14 protein-coding genes are annotated in these 24,551 nt (G+C 56.0%); 5 read left to right on the forward strand and 9 right to left on the reverse strand.

Features of this window, described 5'->3' with window-relative positions:
- Window positions 1-38: 38 nt before the first annotated feature.
- Entirely contained in the window at window positions 39-1,088 is a 1,050-nt protein-coding gene (locus C475_RS21830) for a hypothetical protein (protein ID WP_082223406.1), read from the reverse strand.
- A 94-nt stretch (window positions 1,089-1,182) separates the two neighbouring features.
- Entirely contained in the window at window positions 1,183-2,178 is a 996-nt protein-coding gene (locus tag C475_RS21835) for a hypothetical protein (RefSeq protein ID WP_049931198.1), read from the reverse strand.
- Window positions 2,179-2,278: 100 nt separating this feature from the next.
- On the opposite strand from C475_RS21835, the gene C475_RS21840 reads away from it, so the two are divergent.
- The gene (locus C475_RS21840) at window positions 2,279-2,851 is read left to right on the forward strand and encodes a hypothetical protein (RefSeq protein ID WP_006886100.1); all 573 of its coding nucleotides are present in this window, start codon (window positions 2,279-2,281) and stop codon (window positions 2,849-2,851) included.
- Window positions 2,852-2,936: 85 nt separating this feature from the next.
- Here the strand turns inward: C475_RS21840 and C475_RS21845 are convergent, their stop codons facing one another.
- The 6 genes from C475_RS21845 to C475_RS21865 form a co-directional block, all read right to left on the reverse strand.
- Window positions 2,937-6,755 (reverse strand): hypothetical protein, encoded by a 3,819-nt coding sequence (locus C475_RS21845; protein WP_049931199.1) that lies wholly within the window; start codon window positions 6,753-6,755, stop codon window positions 2,937-2,939.
- The gene (locus tag C475_RS21850; protein WP_006886102.1) at window positions 6,755-7,342 is read right to left on the reverse strand and encodes a BREX protein BrxB domain-containing protein; all 588 of its coding nucleotides are present in this window, start codon (window positions 7,340-7,342) and stop codon (window positions 6,755-6,757) included. The genes C475_RS21845 and C475_RS21850 overlap by 1 nt, the downstream gene beginning before the upstream one ends.
- Entirely contained in the window at window positions 7,339-11,058 is a 3,720-nt protein-coding gene (locus tag C475_RS21855; protein WP_049931237.1) for a hypothetical protein, read from the reverse strand. Before C475_RS21855 ends, C475_RS21850 begins: the two co-directional genes overlap by 4 nt.
- Window positions 11,058-11,897 (reverse strand): BrxA family protein, encoded by an 840-nt coding sequence (locus C475_RS22700; protein WP_006886104.1) that lies wholly within the window; start codon window positions 11,895-11,897, stop codon window positions 11,058-11,060. Before C475_RS22700 ends, C475_RS21855 begins: the two co-directional genes overlap by 1 nt.
- 63 nt (window positions 11,898-11,960) lie before the next feature.
- The gene (locus C475_RS21860; RefSeq protein ID WP_006886105.1) at window positions 11,961-13,670 is read right to left on the reverse strand and encodes a DUF4143 domain-containing protein; all 1,710 of its coding nucleotides are present in this window, start codon (window positions 13,668-13,670) and stop codon (window positions 11,961-11,963) included.
- Window positions 13,671-13,770: 100 nt separating this feature from the next.
- Window positions 13,771-16,068: an MBL fold metallo-hydrolase gene (locus C475_RS21865; RefSeq protein ID WP_161625242.1), complete on the reverse strand. Its 2,298-nt coding sequence runs from the start codon at window positions 16,066-16,068 to the stop codon at window positions 13,771-13,773.
- Window positions 16,069-16,199: 131 nt separating this feature from the next.
- On the opposite strand from C475_RS21865, the gene C475_RS21870 reads away from it, so the two are divergent.
- From C475_RS21870 to C475_RS21885, 4 genes are all read left to right on the forward strand, one after another.
- Entirely contained in the window at window positions 16,200-17,414 is a 1,215-nt protein-coding gene (locus C475_RS21870) for a hypothetical protein (RefSeq protein WP_049931203.1), read from the forward strand.
- Window positions 17,415-17,603: 189 nt separating this feature from the next.
- Complete coding sequence (locus C475_RS21875) at window positions 17,604-19,610, forward strand: PD-(D/E)XK nuclease family protein (protein WP_085946116.1); 2,007 nt, start codon at window positions 17,604-17,606, stop codon at window positions 19,608-19,610.
- Window positions 19,603-20,511: a PD-(D/E)XK nuclease family protein gene (locus tag C475_RS21880; RefSeq protein WP_006886110.1), complete on the forward strand. Its 909-nt coding sequence runs from the start codon at window positions 19,603-19,605 to the stop codon at window positions 20,509-20,511. Before C475_RS21875 ends, C475_RS21880 begins: the two co-directional genes overlap by 8 nt.
- Entirely contained in the window at window positions 20,508-23,969 is a 3,462-nt protein-coding gene (locus C475_RS21885) for an ATP-dependent helicase (RefSeq protein WP_006886111.1), read from the forward strand. Before C475_RS21880 ends, C475_RS21885 begins: the two co-directional genes overlap by 4 nt.
- Before the next feature lie 81 nt (window positions 23,970-24,050).
- On the opposite strand, the gene C475_RS21890 is transcribed toward C475_RS21885, so the two are convergent.
- The gene (locus tag C475_RS21890; RefSeq protein WP_006886112.1) at window positions 24,051-24,515 is read right to left on the reverse strand and encodes a hypothetical protein; all 465 of its coding nucleotides are present in this window, start codon (window positions 24,513-24,515) and stop codon (window positions 24,051-24,053) included.
- Window positions 24,516-24,551 lie beyond the last annotated feature (36 nt).

Here is a 24,551-nt window from a genome sequence, read left to right on the forward strand (position 1 = left end):
AAGCTAATAAATTCCGAGACATCCCTTATCCAGGAAATTCAGAGGTAGGCGTTGAGTTTCAATAACGCGGAGTCTGGAAGAAGGCCCGTCTGCTCTTTTGCGAACTCGAAGACTTCGTCGGGGCTGATCTCGAACATATTATCGTACTGTCCGACATCGATCGGTTTCTCGGCGAAGAAGAATACGTCTCCGTACTCTGCCTTCTCTACGTACTCTTCCTCAGAAACGGACGCGTTTCCGCTTTTCACCTGTACGAACGCACGTTCAACCTCATCATCATGAATCCGCCGTAGTTCGCACTCAATGTCTGCTTCAGAACTGCTGGTCGTCGACTTGATGATCGACCAATCTCCCTTACCTGCTTGGAGGTTCAGAAGGACGATGTCCTCGATCTCAGCGGGATCGAGAATACCAAGGAACTGCGAAGGCGTCACATCAGCCCGCAATTTGTCTGACACAGCCGCGGAAAGCCCCTCAGTAGCATCGTCAAATTCACTCACCGCGAAGATTTGTTTTGTGATCAGTTTCTGACTATCTTCGATGTGCATCTGACTCAGCGTGTTTCCCTGGCCAGCGAACCGGCGCTTTACGAAGCCGGGAACCATCGGGTACGGAACGATCTCCCAGTCTGCCTTACGGAAATTCCGAACGTCGTTGCTCTCGAACTCGTCCTGTTTCTCGGTGCTCAGACCGAGGTCAGTTTCCCAGTCTCCGGATGCTCGACAGAGAGCGAATTCGCTTTCCTCGTTCACCCAAAGAAAATCCCCTTTCTCGATGTCTTCGATCATATATCGCAAGGAGGACTTGAGGCTGCCACTGAGTTTAACTCGAGAGGGGGTGTAGTCGTCGCTCTTCCGTTCGCGAAACCTTTGTTCGATTTCGTTGTGTCGGTCGACTGCAGACTCAATGTCCGGCATCTCATCTACCTCATCAATTTCACCATCTTCGAGCAACACCGTCGGATTATAGCCCCATCCAATCCCAACAATGCCTTCGCTCTTACAGAATTCGTACGGATTCACAGCCTCAATTGCCCCGCCAGGCTGTATTTTCAAACGGTATACCGAAAAGTCAGTCTCGGAACTCACGCTGGCCGATTAAGGGGTTCCAATAATAAGTGTGGCTCTCGGCTACAAATTGAGACCACGCTGTGCGATGTACAGTTTCACCGCTCCGGCCCTCTCACTCCTCTAATTCGGTAGTATACGTCGGGTTTCTCTGGAGTGTCGTTAGCGATACGTAGCGGTGGCCCTGAACGAATGCGACCGTCCGATTGGAATCGCTTGCTGTCTTGTCGTTCCGAACTGCCTGTTCTAATTCGATGTCTTCTTCCAGGAAAAGGACTTTCTCCGTCTCTTGGTACCGATCGGAACCGTTCTCCCGCATCAGTTCCACAGCCCTTAGCAGCTCGCTCTCCTGATGCTGGGAGAGGTCTGGATGACCACGGACCGTCTCCTCGTCGAGGGTGACGCTCTCGATAGAGCCGGTGACTTTCGGGACGGTTGTTTTGATCTCCCCATCCTTGTAGAACGCGAGGTGGGAGACCGGTTTGAAAGAGCGATTCGGCTGGCAGAAGTAGAGATCATACTTGTGATACTCCGGCCACGCCTTGCGGGCAGCGACGACCAACACTCGATCTTCCTGCCCGCTTACGAGTGATTCGTCGTAGATGAATCGGACGAGTTCACGAAGCAGGAAGGCTTCGCGTTCGGTCGGAACGTACATGCTCGCTTCGGCACTCCCAACATCCCGCTCTAGCACCGATTCAATGCTCCCGACGAGGGTATCAAAACTCGCCCAGACGATCCGTTCGTCGTCGATTGCCTGTACTTCGGGGGGAACCCGGGTATCTGGCGTGAGGATTATCAACCGCTGAAGATCAGATGGGTCTTCATCCAGTGCCTGCAAGTGATTGTCCAACTGCTCTCTACGGACAGCGTCACGACTGGTCTTCGTCTCGAACCACAACGCCGTGGAAGCCCGGATCGCAGCATCTGGAACTGAATCCGTCCCTGTAACCTGATTATCGAAGCCAACTAGAGAAAGGTCAGACTCGTCGGTGATTGCTTCCAGGATATCTTCGGCTAATCGGCTATTCACGTGCTCGAGAACCGCTAATAGTGTCGAAGTTACTCGGTTCTCGCCCTGAGTGTAGGTGGAGAAGAGAGGATTTGGCATACCAGCCGCGTACACTTGGGTATCACAAAGAAGTTGGTGAGGTCGTCTCCATGCTCACTAGAGCGGATGATTCTTTGTAGCCAGGAGACACAGCGGTAGTATGTCCAAACCTGATATCGTCGCCCTCGACGATGCTTCCACGTACGCTTATTCCTCCCATATTAGCATCGAGGGAACAGAAATCCGAATCGGAGATTTACTCCTTGTATTCGAACACGATGATGAGCAGTCGGTGAACTTCTTCGAGCGTGTCTACGGATTCAATTGGCCTGGTGCTATTACACATCAGATCAATGGCCCCGTTCCTGCCGACATACACGAGTTCGAGGACCTTGCGGACGATCTTGCAAATGGGAGGATTGCGGTCGCGCCTGAGATCGAACAGGCTAGCTTTTTCGTCGACGACGACACGGTCCGAACCCTTTCCCTGTACGAATACTCGTATCGAGATGGACAGCAGCCGATTTTGATAGACGAAATCCGAGATCCGCTGAGTCGGGCACCTTCTGACCAGACTGTCACTCTCTGTACCGATGGCAGCGATGTAATCGGGGAGTTATTCGAAGAGAACCCTCCTTCATCAAAGGGCGAAGCTGAGGAGATTCGTACATTTCTGCACTCGGGGGGCTACGATTCGTATGATCTCCCTGAGAGCGAGCAGTTCCAGAAATAGCCATTCGCCGAATTAAATTCCAGACTACCCTCAAAGGGACCAATATCACCAATTACGCAGTGTATGGCCCCTGAAGCGGTAGTCTTCACTCAACTTTGTCGATCAGCACGATCTCATCGTCATCCAGACCATCTAATTCCTCTTGCATCGTTCGCATCCGTTCCAAGATCGTCTTCGCATCTGAGAGCAGTTCTTCTGACCGTTCTTCGGTTGGCCGCTCGTCAGCGTCCACGACCGTAGTCACCTCATCGGTGACTTTCGCGTTTGGCAGTTCCTGGCGGAGGTCCTCTGCGACACGCTGCAATTCCGCCCAGACATCGTCGTCGGCATCCGGTGGTTTCGGATCGTCTGCTTCATCGATGAGTTGTTGTATCCGCTGAAGTGACGGCGGTCGCGATGAATCGAGGACAGTGTCTACTGCTGCGGTCGTGGGTGAGTCTGGATGGTCCGCACGAAGGGTTTCCCTGGCTGCTTCCAACTGGTTCCACGGACTCGAATCCCCATCGAGGATCTCGCGGATCTTCTCGTAGGCTTTCGCTTGTTGGCGCGCACTAGAGGCGACGAGTGCTTCTTCCTCGATCTGGTCAGCGGCCCAAGCAGTTTCGAACACTTGTTCGAGGTGGTCGAACGAAATGCCACTGAACGCATCCGTTGCATCCTCGAATAGCGTTTTGACCGTTGGTTCGTTCTCTCGCACCCACGCGGAGAGGTCCGCACAGATCTCTGCCGGATCCGACACGTCGATCGTTCTGCCCGTGATTCGCCGGTGCTGTTCAGAGAGAACGTCGATACGATGGCCGGTCGCATCAGCGATCCGGGTTGTCAGTGTCTCCTTCGTAGGTACAGATCCACCTTCGGCTGTAGTCTGCATTCGCGACGTAATCGTCGCACTGGGGTACAGCGATTCTACTAACTCTAGCGTCTCGGAAAACTGCGTCCAGAGAGATTTCTCGTCGCCTTCGACCGCAAAGAGCTCGCGCGCATCTGCGAACGTCTCTGCATCCGATTTAACGCCATCCTCGACGAGATCCGATGTGGAGATTTCGCCACCACTGTACGCCGGCGATAACGCAGATTCGAGCGATTCCAGAGAGACATTGAACTCCCGAGATACTCCTTTGAATGTCCGCTTGACGAGGACGCTCTGCTCATCTACCCAGGTCGCGAGCTCGGTGACCCACTCGTCGGGGTCGTCGCCGTCTGGTTCGTGACCCAGAACAGTCGAGACGACTGTACGGATCTCCTTCGGATTGATCGTATCAACGCCGAACCTGACCTGCAACGAAGTGAGTCCACTCTTCGTACGCACCTGCCGACCGATTGCTGCTGGCTCCGTCACGTAGTCGGTGTCCTGTTTCAGAGCGACCTTCTCGTTGGACGTCGCGAGCGTGATGAGGAGCGCTGCGATCGACTCTTGCGGCGTCCCCCGATAGTCTCCGTTGGAGGTGCGGGTTTGCTGGAGAAGCGTCTCCACGTCTACTGCGCTCTGTGATTCGTACTGGTCGATGAAGTCTCGACACCAGCCACTGTCTCCGATCCGACGATCTGCCCTGTCTACTCCTAATATGACTGCATCGCTGTCGGCGAGGGGCCACTCGCCGCTACCGCGGAAGAACTTCGCTAACCCTTTCGCATCGTCGACTTCGACGAGAGGGCGCGATAGTACCTTCCGAGTAGAGCCGAAGACAGACTGAACCTGGTCCTCGACGACTTCTTCGAGTACACCTGGACGTTCACCGCGATACTCGTGAACAGTGTGGATAGACGCACTTTCGAGGAGGTCGCCCACAGACGACTCTAACCGCCGTTTGTCAGTCCGATGTTCCCGTTCGAGCTCCTCGTGTGTCTCAGTCTCCGCTTCGAGGACTTCTCCCATCCCGAGGACGTTTCGAATCCTGTCGAGTGTCGTCTCGGGCACGTCGATCGCGATGAGAATGTGCTCGCCTCCTGCTCGGCCGTCGTTTACGTCCTTCCACGTTTCAACCTGATCAGTGACCGTGTCAGGGTCATCAGCTAAGACGCGGATTCGAACGGCATCGAATTCTGTGGTGGGTGCTCGACCGACGGGGTCGAGAATGGAGTACTCGTACCGAAGTGGAACGAGGCGTTCGTCGCCGACATCGGCCTCGTGAACGCTACTATCGCTCCGGAAGAAGTCGTCGTTTTCGCGGAGTCGCGTTTCTAGCCACGCAGACAACTGATGAGGTGAGATCTGCTCAGCTTTGGTCTGTGCTCGACTGAGAATACTCTCCTGTTCCTCAGAGACCAGTGTATACACTTCGTCACCTTTGTCGTTGGTCTCGGTGAGCACTTTTCGCTTGTCCACGAGTGTATTCAGCGCCGATTCGGTGTTGTCCACCGTCTCATCTACTGAAGAGTGGACGTCGTCGAGCATCAACCGGCCCAGATTCTCTGGTGTAGCTGGGACTGCCGGTGTCTGATTAAGCAGGTACAGTGCTTTCGATACCCGGACCTCCCAGGCGCTCTCATCGCCGTCGAAGGTCGGTATCAACGTATTATCGAGCATCTCTTGCACCCACAGCGGGACATACGTGGTTTCCTCTACCAGTAGATCGAACAGCTCGTCCCACGTCACGAGTGCCCCCTCCTCGGCCGTCGCCCACCCGAATTTCGTGAACAGCGAGCGAACCAACACAAGCAGCGCTCGGCCTTGGATGTAGTCTCGGTCGGTTGCTCGTCCCTGCGTGATCAGTTCCTGCATCACCTTTCGAAGTAAGGTGAGGTCGTACTCGCGGAAGGGGTACGACTCGGCGGGGTCGGGATCTGCACTTTCGACTGCCGAATACGTCTCTAAAGAGAGATCGGGCATCGATGAGACGAGCGAGGAGACCCGATCACTGCTGGAACCGTCTTTCTGCAGCCACCGTTTCCGGACGATAATCTCCGTGTCAGCGCCTTCGAGAGGTACCTGCTGATGCGTCCAGTGATCGTCCGCTGGCTCCCCGATGAGACTCTCGCGTGTCGCCGGGAGCGAATACTGCCCGGTCGTGACAACAACCGGATTCGGGCCATGCTGGAGTGCTTCCATCGTCTCCTCGAACTCTCGGTATCGGTGACGACTATCACCGACGAAGAGTGCAACCTCGTCGAGCCCCAATAGTAACTCCGTCTGTGGTCCGCTTTCGTTCAACGCGTCGGTGACGGCCTCGACTCGGTCGACCAGCTCTCCGGGGTCGAATGATTCCGGGTCGACCTCCTCCTCTGCACGCTCAATGGACGCTTTGACGCCGGATTTTCTGTCGAGATCGGTTCCACTCGTCTCCGACAATGACGGTAGCGTCTCGTAGAGCCAGCGTCGCAGCGACGCTCGTTCTTCGAGGACGTCCTCGAAGGTCTGCCCGTTTTGCTCGGCGGCAATGAGTGCATCCCAGACACCATCGTATTCCATATCGACAGTCCAGGCCCACTCAAGCAGCCAGTTGGGGTCCGTCGGATATCCGAGTTCACGACCAATCGCCTCGAAGATGAGAAACGGGAGAGGCGGTTCCTTGGAGGCGTCCCGGTCGAGAAGGTTCAGGAAAACAGGCTTGAGACGGTCGACGTGCGACTCGTCGATCGACCGGGCTAGGTTGTCGAACCCAGGCCACTGTTGGGCTAATTCGTCTCCAAGGTGCGCGAATTCGGACTCGCTGTCGGCTACGAGGCCGATGAGTTTCAGCAAGTGTGTCTTCCCCGAACCGAAGGTTGCGTGGAGATAGAGGAAACGTGCAGCCTCCCCCGGATGTGTCTGTATGACTTCTCCGAGTTCCGTAAGAACGCGTTTTGCGCTCTCAGTCTCGTGGAACTCTGCAACGTCGGTTTCAGCCCGCTCTCTGGCGTTTACTTTCTGGACTTCTTCGAGTTGTCGCGTGGGGTCACTACGGAATAGCTCTTTGATAGTCATTATTGGAGATGCACCTCCCGAATCTGCCCGTCGATCTGATGTGCCGGGTAGTAGTGTCGTGAATCGCCGCCGAAGAAACTCAATTTCCCGCCGACGACGTCGCCGGGGAAGGGAATGCCGATGGTGGACCTGACGTTGCGACGGTCGAGTTCATCGAGAAGTTCAGATGCACGGGTGAATGGATAGAGGCTGCCGAGATTGAGGAGTAATACGACGTGCTGTTGACTCTGCAGGCGGTCGTCGCCGATTTCGTTCGCAATCATCTCCTCGACGAGCTCTTCCGCTAGACGATCTTGCAGTGTCTCTTCGATACGCTCGGCAGTCGTCTCGCTGCCCAGTGCTACCGATAGGTTGTACACCTTGGTCTTCGGGAGAAGCTCGTCGAGCCAGATTGGTTGTACTGAGACCTCGGTTTCGACGGCTGGTGCTTCGTCAGCATCTACTGCCCATGCACTGAGCCGCTCTGCAACCCGATGCTCGACCGCTGGCTCGACCGCTGCGATGACGAATGGATTTCTGATTCCCGCTTGCCCGTCGGCAAACGTGCACAGTTTCTCTTTGAACGCGAGATACGGCGAGTCTGTCATCGAATGATCACCCCCGAATCAACCGTCTCGATATCCAGCTCTCGGTTCTCTACGAGCCGTTCGAGACGTTGATTGATAGCCTGCCTGTCGTCCGGAAGGGCCCCGATCCGGTCCACTTCGTCAGGTTCCAGATCCCCGACGATTGTCGAGAACCGTTCGAGTCTAGACTCCAGTACAGCGATATCGTCGTCGATAGCCTCTTCACGAGACTCAACGGCTGAGACATCATCAGCCGCCGAAACGAGCGTGTCTTCGTCGTCAGCGCCGAGTACGGAGACTGTTTCCTCGATGGTATGGTACCACCGACGAAGCTCTCGGAGTGGCGTGATGTATGTCCGCTCAAACGCAGGCTGCACACTTGTCGGAAGTTCCGTCGCGTCAACGATCCAGGGGTGGTCTTCGAGACGCTCCACGAACGCACCGAGGCCTTGGTCGTCGACATACTCGTCCCACGATCGCTGAAGCTCGTCGCTGAGTCCCGTGGCCGTCTCGCCGACTAACACCTTCCACCCCTCGGTCGTCCACCAACGCCCTTCGAACGTCGCGAGCGCATCACGTTGTTCCTCTACCAATGACTGAGCATTCTCGTCAATCCATTCGAACTCATTATCGCCCAGAAGGAGATGCACATCGAAGCGGTAGAGTGACACCAGCCGACGATTCCAAACGTCTACAACTTCATCGAGCCATTCCTGTTCGTCGTTGGTCTGTTCAATGGCATCTCCGAGTCCGTCGCCCTGCGACCTGACGACAGCGAGACGATCCGAAGTGGCGTCAATCCGTTCAGATAGCTCGTCAGCGAGAGACTCCAGAAGGCTTCTGACGGCTTTTGACCGGATGTCGGTGTCGGCAATGAGCTGGATATCCTCTCGAAGACCAGTGAGCGCCGAGTGGAGCTGCTGATTTGCTTCCTGAAGGTTGATCAGTCCGTCAGCGACTGTCTCTGTGGTTTCTTTGAAGCCACCCTTTTCGAGGAGCTTCCCGATCGGTTCGCGTGGGAGGAGTTTCAGCCTCGTCGTCGAAAGCCGGTTCTGATCCAACACCACCGAATTTTCGAGGGTATTCCCGTCTTCTTCGATGGGAACAAGCCGTCCTTCCCGACAGAAGCCCCAGATAATGGCGCACAGTGCCGGACGAGCGTCGTCGTAGAACGGCTTTTTGTCTGCAATTCCATCGAGGACCGTATTCAGGTTCAAGCCGTCTTCTTTGTCCTTTAGCTGTCGACCGGTGAGCGCCATCACGTTGCTCTGTATCGTTTTCTTCCCTTGGCTTGCCGTTGGGTCAGAAGACGGTACTTGAATCGTATGTGCCCATGCTGGCAGCGGATCTTCGGTGGAAAGCTCTGCGAGTTCCTGGAGACGATCTTCGTCCACTTGGAGCATCATAGGGTGGAAGTCATCTGGATACCCTACGTCGACTGCAGTCTGCACTGCCTTCGAGAGACTTCCAATATCCGTTCGATCTTTTACGGTGTAGGAACCGCTTTGCATGGCGCTGACGAGCTTACTCTTGACAGCACTGGCTCGCCGTTCGAGGTCACGTTCGACCGCTGAGGGGGCATTGTGTGTCGAAATAGCGTCTCGAAGCGCCCACCACTCAACGAGATGCTTACGAAGGTCTTCGAGGCCGTCGGTATCGATTTCCCAGTAGAGGGTTTCCCCATCCCCGTTGTCAGACGGATAGTCGGGATGAACACCCAGCACTGCGATGGAAACCTCTAGCCCTCCTTCAGCCTCTGTAGTCGTCTCAAAGTCTTCCCCGTCGATACGATACTTGTATGCAACGGGGTATTCGTCACCAGAGTCGCTATATGGAACGGACTCGGGGAGAGCGAGGTCCTGAATGATACGCTCCCAAAGATGCTCATCTAACGCATGGAGGATGGCATCCCAATCTGGATTCTCCTCGTTTGCTTCCGTGTCATCGTAGATCAGGCGCTCTTCCTGTGTGGCGAACCGGTATCTTGCGCCAGATTCGTCCTCAGTGGGTCGAATGAACTTCTGAAGCCGACCGAGTGATTCTTCGACCCGATTTTGCGTGCTGATCCACGACCGCCCGTTAAGATCGGACATGACCGAGACAGCGATGTTCCCTTCGTTCAGGGGGACGATGTCGTGGACGTGCTGTAGTAACAGAACTGCCTTCGCTACAGCAAGGTCGAACTCTTCAAGATTCCCGTCTTCAACCTCATCTGCGATCCCACGGGTCGTGTCCGATCCCTCGATGACTCGCATGTCCTGAGTGAGGATCTCGCGAAGCTCTGGCTTGACTAACTCGTAGAAATCGACCAAGGTAATGACGTGGTCGGGTTTCCCATCCTCAATCCAGCGCTGGAGGAGGTTGTGCATGAGCGCGAGGATTGCGCGAGCAGTTCCTGAAAAGATCGACTTTGCGGGATCTGTGGCTTCTCGCCTGAGATTAAACAGTATCTCGAGAAAGAGCGGTGCGTGATAGGGGAGGAAGGGATAGAACTCGACGAGTGCATCTTCGTCGATGCTGTCGAGTGGTGGCTTTGTGTTCTGTTTAATTTCGTTGTATACCAGTGATTCTGTGGGCTTCACAGAGGCAGTTTCGAGCACCTCATCGACTCGGGATTCGCCCTGGTCGGACTTCTCGAAGAGACGACGCTTGGCGATATCACCTACATGCTTACTGGGAAGTTGATAACGGTGTGGGAATCGATCCTTGACGATGCTAAAGTCTGCACCGTGTGCGGCGAACTTCGGCTGCACGTCTTCGATTTTCGCCTGAGCAGTGGCGACTAACTGAATATCACCATCACCGATATCGTCGATATTTTCTGCGAGCGTCTGAAGTTCGGTCAAGCGCTCGAAGTCAGTCCCGATGAAGAGACTCACTTCGTCAAGGAGTAAAACCAGTTTTACTGGTTTCTCTAGTTCTTCCTCCCGCTCTGCGCGCAATTGATCTAACCGAGTCACCACCTCTTCTGGATCGATGTCAGAGGGTTGAAGATCGGTATACCCGTCCCGGGTTTCGTTGACTTCCTCGAAGAGCTTCGGGAGAACCACATCTGCCAGTGCGTTATATCTCTGGATGTCTTCCCAGAGGTTCTCCGTATCCAAGTCGTACCCACTAGGTCCGGCCGCGACTGTTTCAAGCGCGTCCTGCGCACGAGTCTGTCGTTCAGGCCATGCGTCGGTCGTCCGGAACCACTTCTCGAAATACGCTACATCGAGTTGGGAGGAGAGTCCCTTCGAGATATCGTCGTCAACTCCGGTCAGATCGGGATCCTGATGGGCATGCCTGAGAACGATCTCACTGAAGCTCCGCTGCTTCTGCCCCTGATACTTGAGAAGATTGATCGAGACAGGAATCACGTAATACTCGTCGTGGATTGTACGCCAGTGGTCACGCAATTGGTCCACATCGTCGTCTTCTGCTACTTGCGTAAGGTTGTCCCAGACGTCGTCGTATCGTCCGTCGAGCCAGTCGGAGTCGAGTAGTCCGTCGAGGACGGTCAGCAGGTGGCTCTTCCCACTGCCGTAATAGCCATAGAGCCAATAGTTCGAACCTGTACGCATATCGTCTGCCTGTCCAAGTGTCCGATCGACGAAGTCTCGGATAAAGCGCTGGGAGTCCGCAGTCACGTGGTATGACTGGATGGCGCGTTCGCGATGATCGCGCTCATCCCTGTCGATGCGAACTGATTCCTCGAAGTCTTCTGGAAGGTCTTCGAACCAACTCGCATCGACCATCAACTGACACCTCCCCTGGAGATCCACGAATACGGTTTCTCAGCAGGGCGGAGATCAAGGTCACCGTGGAGTTCGAGATACTCCCATGCAGAGGTGCTAGCAGCTCGGTCAAACAGTTCTTCCCAGCGGTTCTCTGGTTGGAAGAGGTATAGGAACCCTCGTGGGGAGGTGATCCATTCCTCGTCGCCAATTTCGTATGAATAATCCATTGCTACGAGTAGCGGCACAGTCCCTACAGAAGGAGTTGCTCCAGTCACTGCTTGTTGGCCCTCGAGAACCCCTATCTCGCGCATCACTGACCGGATCCCTTCGCACCAACGCTCAGTTGTCGATTCTGCATAATCGAAGCTGCTGCCGTCAGAATACGTCAAGCTGTTGAGGATCTCTATGAGAGTTTCGTTAGAGAAGTCCAATGGTTTTGCCTCCTCGGAAACAAGACGGTCGCTGTATTCGGTGACGACGTATCGAACCAAGGTATCGTCGGAAACAAGATACAGATAGAGGATTTGTGCTTTGTCTCGTGTCGTCTCACATTGCTCGAACACCTGGGGGAGCAAACTGGGGTTCGGGAGCGTTGGCGGTGCGTTCTTGAAGCGAGATGTGAGGACCCGAAATATTTTCTGCGAGCTTCCCCGTGTACTCCGATTCGATAGGCGTTCGTCGAACCAGATGTTCTTCACTTCGTTCCAGTTTCCGTGATCTGCATACAGTCGAGTGAGCTCTTCGGCTCGCTCAACGAGGAGACCACACATCGTTAGATCCATGTTGACTTCGTCTGGTGAGATCGTCCCAGACAAAGAGGGGATGGGCGCGTCACCGCCGTCGGATATGAGGGTCATGTATGGGTGGATTGAACGGACCTACTTTATGTTTCGTCTATCATAGCATACCCACTCAGAACCTTAGCAGATGAGCAAGAAGAGCCAGTACGGCAAATAACAAAGCTTCCAGCCATCTTTCTCGATCACGAGGGACTCGCTTTTTACCAGGTCTTTCGGGAGGCTATCTGTGACAATAAACCGGAAAGGCGCCTGATACTCGAGGTCGATGAGATCCTCCCCATCTTCCTGAGGATGTTTCCCGACAGATGGGTCAAATTCCGACGCGATCGATGTTGACTCGCCGGTATGTGGGTGGTAGGAGAGTACCAGTGGGAGGACCAATTCGTCATTTCGGAGGACGTAATCCACCGTCCCGGCTTCAGTCTCACAGTATTCGACTTGTGGGTCTTCTCCCTCGAAATCATCCTCGACTTGGTATGCAAGCCGCTTGGCGTGGTCGAAACCGACAGTTCGAGCTAGTTTATACTCGAAGTCGTGATTGAGTCGCCCCGTTGGCTCGTACGATTCGAATCCGAAGTGTTCCTGCCGCTGTGAGAGGAGAACGACGTGCCGAGGATTACGCAGATAGAGTCGGGTCCGCCGGTATCGCTGTAGAGAGTAATCGTGTGATTCCGAAACTGAGAGCCCTTCGTCAAGAAGGGAGAGATACGTGTCAACGGTACGGCGGTCCACACCGAGTCGTTCGCTTATGTCAGTGTACTTTAGCTCCTGCCCAGCACGGCTCGCTGCAAGCGATGCGAGCCGATGGAGGTTCTCCGGGTTCTTGATCGATTCATACTGTGCAAGTTCTTTGTAGAGGTAGAGCAGGAAATGCGAGTGGACGAGTTCGTTGTTTACGGAGTAGTCGGGGACTCGCTGGAACAACCCTCCTTTCTGCAAGTATCGCCGTGCAGCTTCGTGTAGTCCGTCCCGGTCAGCCTCAGAGAGTACGTTGTAGTGAAGATCTTCAAGGGCTTCGATAGCGTCTGGGAGCGCTGTGGCATCTGATAGGTTATTTCGAACGTCGCTGATTAACGAATTGTCCTCATCGAAGCTTGTCGTCCGGTGCGTTTCGACTATCGATGCGAGATCCGAATCGACGTCTTCGAACACGGACTTGTTGTAGACCCCGTGTTGAACGGTATCGATGAATTTCATCGGAAGCATAGGTCTAGCCCACTTCACCTGGACCTCGTCACTGCCAGTGACCTCCTCCATATCCACTTCAGATTCAACGATCCCTGTGACTACAAGAGACGTGTCGTCGTCGATAAGATCGAGAAGCTGCTGTTTCTCTTCACCTTCGAGGCGGAGTGCGCCGACGTCGTCAAGTAAAATGAACTTCCGACCGGTCCGTGGGGCAATATGGGTATAGAAGTAATCAACAACATTGCCGAGTGCTGCCATGGCATCTTCCGAAGGCTCAAGATGGTAAAGCGAGTCCTCCAACGGAATGTACAGGACTTGTCGAGGATCAATACTACCGACGAGTTCTAAGTCGCGGTGGCTCGGGTCGAATGCCACCGTGTCCTCACGAAGAAGAGCTGCAACAATCTGTAGTAATAATGTGGTCTTTCCTATCCCCGTTGGTCCGTAGATTGGATAAACGAGACCATCCGTTTCTCCATCGTGTTCTCTATCGAGTTGTTTGAGGCAATTCACGACGTCGGAACGTGGCTCAAGCTCCGTGACCTCGGTGAGATCTGACGGACTGCCGGTTTCCCCATCCCACCATTGGTTATGCTGCTTTGCATCTTCGAGGAAAGAAGCGGTAGACTCAGACGACTCCATCATGTTGCTCTATCCTCCGTGCTGGACATAAATAATCATTCGTTCTGATGTCGCAAATCTGTGGATTTCTGTAATGTAATGCACTGGTTAATCCGTGGGTTCATTGGTCGGTCAGGTGATGTTCGAGCGCAACCTGTACAATCTGGTCGGGATCGGTGACTGCGGAGTCATCATTTTCAGCGATGGCGTCTACGAGAGGCACGAAGGTATCGAAACCAGCGACTGATATCGTTCGAGCCTCGGGGTCGATGCCTAGACCCTTATAGAGAGCCCGTCTGACAAAAGTCGATACATCTGCATCGTCAGCCATTGACTGTTCGATTACCTGCTCTAGAGCGGAATCCGCATCGATAGTTGTCGCCGGCGCATCTGGCTCAATGTGGACGTTGTCGCCACGAAGGACGGCAGCCAATAGTTCCTCGACGGCGTCCGCGACGACAGCGTCGATAGTTGTCCCGCAGTCGTCGGCGTACTCGGCTGCGAGTGACCTGACGACGGGATCTATCTCAACGGTCGTGGCATCGTCAGCGCCGCTTTCCATGGCCGCTGAGGACCGAACACCGGACACAGACTGCTCGCTAGCGCCGTCGTTATCTATCGGTTCCTCCGTTGTTTCCTCCCGAGTCTGCTTAGGCTCACCGCGTTCGTCCGCCTCGATCGATCCAGTGGATTCGTTCGACCCAGTAACAGACTCCAAGCGCTCGCCGGCATCGGTACCGTCCTCGTCGTACGTGTTTACGTCGTCTTTTGGAGTTGGCTCTGGCGCCGTATCAACGGATTCGGGAGCGCTATCGTTCGTCATATCCGCTTCGGCGCTCAGCGCTACCTGCGGAGAGACCGTGTCGAAAAGTTCCTCGGACTGGTCCACATCGCCCGTGTCCACTGTAACACGGGCGCGCTTTTGTTCGCTGATGGCCGGGCCCGTCGTCTCGTACAGTCCACCGTCGGCAACGGTCGCCCGACGTTCACCACCGGAACTGCCACTCGCCTCCGCGTTCGGAGTCGGCTGGGACGTGGTTTCCGGGGCAGGCCGGCCTGTCCGAAGCCGCTTGCGGAGGCGCTTCACGTCGACACCTTCGGCCGCGAGATCGATCTGGTCACGTCTCCCGATTTCCGGTAGCGACAGCTGTTCGAGGAGCCCGTCGTTGCTCGCGGCTACTGTTCGAGACTGCTCACGTCCCCGAACGCGGCTGTGGGTTTTTTCGCCGACCCACGGCGGGGCTACGATGGAACCGTCTCGGAAGAGTGTCTGTTCAGTCGCGTCGCCGTTCGCCCACGTATAGGCGTCCCACTTGTCCTTGTACCGTTCAGTTGCGCGGCCGTGCTGATGTTCGACGACGACGTGGATCGGCGAGATAGCGTCGACAACGTCGTCGAGGACGTCCTCGGACGGGTGATTCGTAAACATCGTCGAGAAGACCGTCCCTTTCGCGTCGCCACTGTCTTTCGCGTCGGTGTTCCCGCCCTGAACTTGCACGAGCGTCGCGTTTGGGTCTTCCTCGATCGCTCGGAAGAGCCGAGCGCTACTGCCCTCGACCGGGACCTCTGGTCCAGCGATGGTGACGGCACCGGCGTTCAGACAGGTCTTCGGATCGGAGTACGTCGGAACGGTCTCGACGTTGTCGTGGTCGTAGCCGAGGCGGTCGTACAGTTTCGCCACCTGGCCGGCAAGAATCACCCGCACGGCCCGTTCGGTATCCCGCTCGACGCCCGCAAGGAGCGTCGCCAGGTGGACGCCGGTCAGCCCGCTCGTCGTACACAGCGTCGTCGATCCTTCGCTCGCTCGCTGAACGAGCGTTCCGACGGTTTCCGTGAGCTCGTCCTCGAAGTCATCGTTCGTCGCCGCCGTGAGGAAGACGGCGTCGATGTCGAAGTAGTTCTCCGGCTCGAAGCCGGGATACCCGCCGGCGTCCCGACAAGTGAAGTCTCCGGTCACGAGCGCGTGGAACGGATCTTCGTCGCCGACCTCCACGAGGAATCCACACGCACCGGGTGCATGCCCTGCCGGAACGGGATGGACGCGGACAGTCCCGGCCACGACATCACGCCAGCCGTCGATCCCTTCGACATGTCCGAGTAGTGCTTCCGTCTCACTGAGTCCGTAGTGACGTTTGCCTTCGGCGAAGACGTCCTCGACTATCGCCGCTGTTCCCGGCGAGGTGAGAATCGGCGCTCGGTCACGGTGGGCGTCGTCCAGGGAACGGTAGTGGTCGACGTGTGCGTGCGTGAGGAGAATCGCTGCCAGATACTCGTCGTCACCGAGTAGTTCCCCGGCATCGACGCCATCTCCAGCGTCCACGAGAATGCACGGCGTACGCGCTTCGTGTTTTTCGCGAATACGCAAGAGGAACGATTCGTTCCCCGAATGCGGATTTGCGTGCTGGTAGGTAATCTCCATGTATCTGAATTGTGAGTCCATCAATATAGTTCTGTGGGTTAGGAACATCCCAATGTGTTAATCTCAGTAATAAACGAATCGCGGTGGCTAGTTTTATTTGGTGGGAGGTTATTGGTATGTGTTGAAAGCGCATGAGTCAGAAACCGGCCCCCAAAGTAGAACTGGCGGCAGATCGTGTCCAGGTCTCTGAGCTAGAGATCACGAACTCAGATGTGGTGGAATACTTGGAGGAAATCGAAGCTGAGGACCGAGAAGAGGCGATCCAGTATGCGCTGAACGTGGGGGTAAAAACCCTTCAGCTCGCCGAGACCTCTCGAGAAGAGGAGTTTGTCGAGCGGAAGTTCAGTGAGATGCACCAGGAGTTCGAAACTGAAATCGAGCGTATCGAAGACGAAGTCGAGGAACGGTTCGGGAGCGATGGTGACGTCCCCGAGATCTTTCAAAAGCATCTTGGAGAGGACGGAAAGCTCCAGGAACACATAGAACACGCGTTCAGTGAGGACGGGCCATTCGTCGACAGGCTCGATGAGGAGTTGGGTGAGGACGGCGAACGGATTCAGGAAGCACTCGACCCGGACGACGAGGGGACTCCCACGTACCGTCTGAAGTCCGCACTGCTGGACGAGATCCGGTCTCTGCGGGATAAGATCGAAGAACGAGAAACAGAAGAGGAGACGCGAGAGGAACTGAAACAGGAGACAACTCTCAAGGGTGACGACTTCGAGGAGACCGTCGGTAACATCCTCGGAGACGTCGTCCGAAATACGACGGATGAGGTCGAACCGACCGGCGAGGAACTCGGTGAGCGTTCAGACCGAAAGGTCGGTGACTTCGTGCTTACTCTGGGTGACACTGGTCAGCGAATTGTCGTCGAGGCCAAGAGTGCAACGAACTACTCACAGCCAAAGATCAAGGAAGAGTTGGCCGAGGCTATCGAAAACCGGGACGCCGACTACGCGCTCATTGTCTTCGAGTGCGAGTCGTATGTGCCGGACAAAATCGGATACTTCCAGGAGTTCGACGACGACCGGCTCTCTGTTGCGTTGAGTGCGGACGAAGACGACGACGTCGAACCCGGATTTCTTCGCATCGCCATCAACTGGGCGCGGGCTCGTGCCGTCCAGTCCTACGTCGATGCGGGGGCAGACCTCGAGCCGGAAGCCATCCAGAACGATATTGGAGAAGTCGAGGACGCTATCGGTCGCTTCAGTCGGGTCCGGACGAAGACGACGAACATCCGCGAGGCTGCGAACGAGATCGACGAGGAGCTGCGAAGCATTCAGAACGACGTCGAAGATCGCGTCGGAAAGGTGCGTGCAGAACTGCAAGGAGCGTCCGACTCGTGAGCGGCGACAGTAACTCAGATCGGGGAATCGATTCAGGGGATATGTATTTGGTCCTTCAACCGAAGCTACTGGCTATGTCATCGATTGGTTCCCCAACGCTTGCGACTTCGATACGAGTCGGGAGGTCATCTCGTGCCCGGTGAGCACTCGTTCAATGGGTCACTGATTATGACCCCATTCGCTAGCGGTATGGTCAGAGACGTTGTCGTAGACCGATATCAGCAACTGCTCGACGAGTACGACTCCGAGGAGATACTCGTACTCACCGGATCGCCGACGAGCATGGGTACATTCCGCACCCTCCTCGATGATATAGTTCCAGGCGCCGCTGTTCCTCGCGTGACATCGCTCGTCGTACAGGCGACGGAAGTAGTCAACAAAACTGACGATCGGACAATCCTTTCGGATACCCTCCGTCGTGAACTCGTCCACCGATTTCTCGAGGACTACGACTGGGAGTGTGATTACCTCCACCGAGCCGCCCAACAACCGTCGTTTGCAGAGGACATCGGCGGACTCATGGAAACCGCGACGTGGCAAAACGCTCCCTTCGATACGACGCGAGAGCTAGTGGAGATAGCCTCAGTACGAGATGCGTTTCACGAGTGGCTCGCCGATCACGACCACATGGTCCGGGGTCAGCTAATCGACGAAGCGACATCCGTCCTGGAGGACCCCGATCAGCGAAACGATATCGTCGACGCTTCGGCTATTCTCGCGGTCGAGTTCGAGGAGTTCTTGCCCCCTGACCGCCGCTACCTTCAGACGATTTCCGGCGGAGTAGACCTCGTGTGCGTCGCAGAAACGGACGCCAGCATTCGTCGAACGCGAATGGAGTCCGGGTCGCTTGCCGACCAAGTTTCGTTCACCGACGAGGAAACACTCGACCGAGAAGACATCACCAGACGTCCCGAGGCGGCGGCCGCATACTGGGCTCGCGGAATCGTGCCCGACGATCCTGAGCGAGGTCAGGTCAACGTCCTAGCCGCCGAAACCTCGGACGAGCAGCTCCACCAGGTCGCTGACGAAATCGAACGGCTCCGCGAGACGGAAGAATGGAACTATGACGACTTCGCCGTCGGACTCCAGCACAGTGGTTCGGCCCTTACAGATACTCTCCGAGGACTAGAACGCTCTGGCCTGCCGACCGAATCGTCCACTATCGTAGGGTTCGGCGACGATCCTGCCGTTCGAGAGCTTTTGCAGGTGACTCGTTACCTCGCGTCGGGCGGAGAGCACCGGGAACAGATTCTCGCCGATCACTCCACGCTAGACCAGGAGCTCCTCGAGGACATCGAAGCCATGAACGGACTTGCTGCTCCCCTTCGTCGTTGGGCCACTGATTCGAACTTGAAGCACCGCATCGCCGACGAGAACGATCCTCTGGATGCCCGCACCCAGTTCAGCGACGTCGAGCGCGTGTTCCGAATGGCGTCATTCGTTGAGGACACCGCCTTCATCGACACGAGTTGGCAGTCGTTCGCGGCCATGTTAGAACGAGCACACGAGTATGCGCCCCAGCATAATCAGACGAGCGCCACCGAACGCGACGGTGGCGTTCAGGTCGACCACGTCGAAGCGATCAAGAATGGGCGATACCGTGCTGTCTTTCTTCTCGATCTCGTCGATGAGGAGTATCCTGGGGATGCCTGGTTGACGAGGCTGTTTCCACAGGAACGCGTGGCTGGAATGCCAGATTATCCCGGCGTGACGAATGTCGACGCTGACGATGTCGAGGCAACCTTCAGCACTGACTCAACCGAATCAAGCCGACCTCTCAGGCGATATTACGCGGAACTATCGCGACGGCGTTTGGCATCAGGTGCGGCGGCCGCGACGGACCGACTGTACTGTTGCCTCTACGAATACGAGGACACGGCACTGGAAGAGCGGACACAGGCTTCTCGCTTTCTCGCAGACGCCTATCGGACACTCTTCTGGATCACAGAGGCCCCGGACGAGACGATCCGAAGTGAACGAGCGGCCGAAGAGTATCTTCTATCGCGCGTCGATCGGGCACTATCCGACGTTCGGCGCAGCCGCAGTCAAGACGTGACCGTAGCACTCGATGACCTCGAGGCGGATCTCACAGAGGTTCACGAGCTTCTCGAAAACAGCAGTCGGCGCGGAGAGAGGCTGAGAGATGCACTTCATGCGCGTGTCGACTTCGCTATGGGGGAGATCCGCAGTGAGTGACGTAGTTTACCTCTCGCCGTCGCGGCTGGCCACGTATGCAGACTGTGCCCGGAAGTACGACCACAAGTACGAGCAGCGGGTCGAAACACCCGACGAGACGACGCTGTATCTCAATCAGGGGCTCGCGTATCACGAGACAATAGAGGTCGTCTGTAACGAGACAGAACCTGACGACGAACCCGAGCAGATCCACGCTCGGGCGATGGCTACCTTCGAGGAGACCTGGGCCGATCACATCGATCCCGCCGACTATGCGTCTCATTCACACCAAGAGTTCCAGCGGGCAGAGAATCGCGCAGCGCTCGATACGTTCTTTGATCCGAATGGTGGGGACGGTATCGAGCACGCCAGAAGCTCCGTCGAAACAGAGAGATGGGTCAAGTTCGAGCGAAACGGTCGAGGTTTGCACGGAAAGGTGGACAATATCCTCAAGACAGAGGATGAGATCCACCTGATCGACTACAAGCGCAACCTCCGTGACGTCATTTCGTCGGGAACCGCAACGAGGCTCGAAGACCACAGGAACGGTGACGACCATGAGCCGAAGCGTGTGAAAAACGCCTTCCAGACGGCGACGTACATTGAGGGGATTAAGCAATCGCCGCTGTACGAGGACGGGATGACGGTCCGGTTCAGCTTCTACGGACTCATGAACCAAGGATCGTTCGTCAGCCGACCCGACGGTTACGAGGTATCTGCTCGAGGATACCCACGTGAAACGACCGGTATCTACGATGAATACAACGACATGATCTGGTCATTGATCGAGGAGGCGCACGATGGAATCACGTCGGATGTCTATGACCCGAAACCGTTCGACCTGATTAACGACGAGGCCTGTCCTGACTGTGACTACAGTGATGCATGTCCCGAGTACATCGCTGAGAGGGTAAGCCGATGACTCCGGAGCAGCCCGATTGGTTGCCCGTCGCTGAAGACGAGAAGACTCCGAGAGAGCAACAACAGACCATCATCGAATCGCAGACGTACCCGATGCGGGTCCTCGCTGGCGCCGGAACAGGGAAGACCTTCACGATGGTGCGGAAGATCGAGAATCTTATCGACGAACAGGGCGTTTCGCCCGACCGAATCCTCGCTCTGACCTTTACGAACAACGCAGCCGATTCGATGCGCGAAAAGCTCAATGCAAAACTCGGGACGGCCGGGTATGACATTGACGCATACACCTATCACTCCATCTGCAACGAGATTTTGACGGACTACGCCTACGAGGCCGGCGTTGATCCGGACTTCGATATCATCACTGACGCCGAAAAGTACACTATCGTCCTCGACGTGCTTGACGAGATTGAGTACCGGTCGGTCAAGCCGAACGTCTATGGCCCTGAATCCTTCGCCGACGGCGCCGCGTCGAAACTCCTCTCGTTCATCGGATCGATGAAACGTAACGGCATCGACCCGGCTGATGTCGACTCCTTCCTCGGGCCGGCAGAACGGCTGTACGAACTGGACGACCTACCCGAACGGATTGGAGCGATCGCCGGTGACCACCTCGGTGGTCGCTCCGTCGGAAGTGTGCTCGATGGGATTCCTGATGCCAGTCGAGACATCGCCGCTGAACGGGAACGCCTCGAAGCAGACGGCATCGAGGGGTGCCTCCGAGATTTTCTTGATCGTCTCGTCGATCTCTGCGATGCACTAGAGGCAGCCTTTGAAGCTCACCAGAATGGTGAGAATCCGCTTCCGGAGAACTCCCACAAACTTCCGAAGTACCTCCTCGGCGGGTACAGCAGCGGCGCTCCGAGTGGGATTCCAAACGACCTGAAAATGGAACTGCCCGACCAACTGGAGGACTTCCTGGAGGACTGCAAGACGGCACGAGACCTCACGGCCGGCTACAAGGCTTACGAACGTGAACTCACCGAGCGGGGGCTCATCGACTTCGACGGACTCGTCGTTGAGACCCAGAAACTTCTTCAAGGTGACGTCGCGGACAAGATAGCTGGTCGGTGGGATTACGTATTCTGTGATGAATTCCAGGATACGGATCGTCTCCAGTTCGACCTCGTCACCGCACTAGTCTCCGACGATCGACTCTTCGTCGTCGGCGACGACGACCAGGCCATCTACGAGTGGCGAGGGGCGAATGTCGACAACATCACCTCCGAGCTCGATGGCGAGTATGGCGACTCCCTCACGGACGAACCACTACTGCAGAACTTTCGTTCCCGCCAGCCAATTCTCGAACTGGCTAACGATGCCCTCGAGCTCGTCGACGAACGGCAGTTCGAGAAGACTCTCACGAGAGTCGAGGAGCCCGATTACGATGGGACGTCAGTCGCCGTTATCGAGGAGGCAGAGGAGGATCAGCAGCGAGGTGAACAGCTAGTCACGCTCATCAGGAATCTGCTCAGTGGTGAGGCACAGGACCTCGATCAGAGTTACGACCCAGAGGATGTCGCGTTGCTCGTACGGAAGAACGACCACGCGACGCCCATATTAGAGGCGTTCGACCGAGCCGGAATCCCCTATCAGGTATCCGGCGACCTCGCAACAGAGTCCATCGGCGTGGGCACAGTCGTCGCGTATCTCAAGGCACTCGCTCGACCCGAGACTGACGAGGTCAGCTGGAATCGCGTCCTGACAATGCGGTATCGCCTCTGTGATCGCGATCTGCGATTGCTTAACGACCACGATGATGGATTACTAACGGCGCTTCTCGACGCACCTCTCAATCAATTCGAGGAACCGGCTACCGTACGGGAGGCCCGAAACCACGTGAAGACGTTGTTAGAACTCCGAGACACTGCGTCGCTCGGTCATTTCTATCGAGAACTCAAAGACCTGACCGACATTGAATGGTACCTAAGCGGTCAGGAACGTCGGGACTTGGATCGGCTCGACGAGGTCATAGAGCAATACGGAACTGGCGCCGTCCAGCCACCGTTATCCCCAGATTTCATAGAATCGCTCCAGCACTACGATTCGTTGCTCGACGAGAGTGGTTCCACTCCATCGAGTCAGCCGGATCTGGCGGACGATGCGGTCAACGTCATGACTGTTCACAAGAGCAAAGGTCTCGACTTCCCCGTCGTCCTGATGCCTCGACTCACGGCCGATGAGTGGGAACCGAGTTCGAGAACGTTCGGCGCGCTAGAAGAGGCCCTCGCTACGGGACCAACAGCCGCGTTCGAGGAGGACTTCGTCGCCCGTGACGCTAGAGAGACAAGGCGCGTACTCCACGTCGGGCTTACTCGTACAGAAGACATCCTCGTGCTCCAGGGACGGAGCGACGACGAGGAGAGTGCAGGGGAAGAATCGAACGAGAAGTCAGGTCAATCCATGCACGAAGCCGTGGACGAGATTCTTCCGCCGTCGATCCCCTGGGAACCCGACAGTGGTCACATTCCGCTCTGGCGAGACCTGAACGCATGTCTCCCAGCTGGGGCTAGCGACTGGACGGACTCTCTGGCAACCAACGTCGTCGGGTCCGTAGGCGGTGGCGTGACCTATAGTGGCGACCGACTGGAGCCGGATGAGGGTCGCGAACAGGTGCTCTCCCTTGCGACAAAGTCACTACAGGGGAACGTTGAGTCCTCCATCGAAGAGCCAACGTTCGAAGTCAACGTCCTCACCGGTCTGTCGACGCCGATGCCCGCACTGCGTCACAGCTATACGTCGCTGGAGACGTTTGAGGAGTGTCCGCGTCAACACTACTTGGACTACGTCGTCGGTGCTTTCGACGATTACAGGGAGACCAGTGGCACTGTCGAAGGAGTTTCTCAGCAAGATATCGGGTTACTCTTCCACGATACAGCAGAGATCGCTGCCGAGAAGGAGACGACCGACCCCGACGGATGGCACGAGATTTGTGAACGACTCGCCGGCCAACGCCGTGCCCGCGATGCCCTTCCGGCCGCGAAGGCCTGCATCGATCGGTACTTCGAACTCGAGATAAGTCGCTGGGAAGTCGTCGACGCCGAACGGCAGTTCCAGGTCGAGTTCGACGGGCACGAACTCGTCGGATTCATAGACGCCGTTTATCGTACGTCCGATGGCGAGCTCGTGGTCATCGATTACAAAGCGACGGAACGTACCCGTGATATTGAATCGAATCGGCAGCTTCCCCTCTATTTGCTTGCCTGCCGCGACCTCTATGACGAACCCATTCACCGAGCGGGATACGCGTACGTCGGTGAAGTCGGGCCGAAAGTAGTCACGCGATCATATGGAGCGTCTGATCTAGAAGCAGTCCGTTCTTCGATCACGAAGTCGATAGAGCAAATTTCCGAGACGACATTCAATCAATACGAGGCGGACGACCACTGCCGTTGGTGTACTCACAACCAGCTCCCCTGTGCAGACAAGAAGTACGCAGTGCAGAAGACCAGCGACTGATTCGTTACTAGAACTTGCATTTCTGAGAGCGGGTTAAAGCAGCTACCACGACAGTATTCGTACTCTCTGGAACAGAGTATCCTAATCTTCTCGGGGAACGTGGGGCAGTCGCTCTTGGATAGTGACGAGAACGGCATCGCGCTCCTCGGTGGGATCAATTCTAACGACTTCGTAGGATTCCTCGTCGTAGTCGAGTAGCCATATCAGATAGTGGGTCCGAGGGTGACATTTGATTTCGTCATCGTTGGGGTCAATTACTCGCATTTTGAACGGCTTGCCCGTTCCATCAGGGTTTGGCTCGCTCTCGTATTCGAAGTAGACATTGTCAATAGAGTACTGCCCACCTCTCTTTTCGAAGTGTTGCTCGTTATCGAGGTAGTGCTCGTAGGTCCAGGCGTGGATTTCGCCCGAGACGACGAGGAACCAATCAAGCGGTACCAGATGGATGCACCTCTCTATATTATAGGCTGTCTCCCGGATTTCGACGGGGTCGGTGAAGTGGTTCTCAGTGGTCTGTGGAGCGATTTCGTCGCCAGGAGATGCCATGGACCAACTTGACTATTTAAGTGCTATAGCTCTACT

Origin of the sequence: Halosimplex carlsbadense 2-9-1, from assembly GCF_000337455.1 — an archaeon.
In the GTDB taxonomy this organism is placed as follows: domain Archaea; phylum Halobacteriota; class Halobacteria; order Halobacteriales; family Haloarculaceae; genus Halosimplex; species Halosimplex carlsbadense.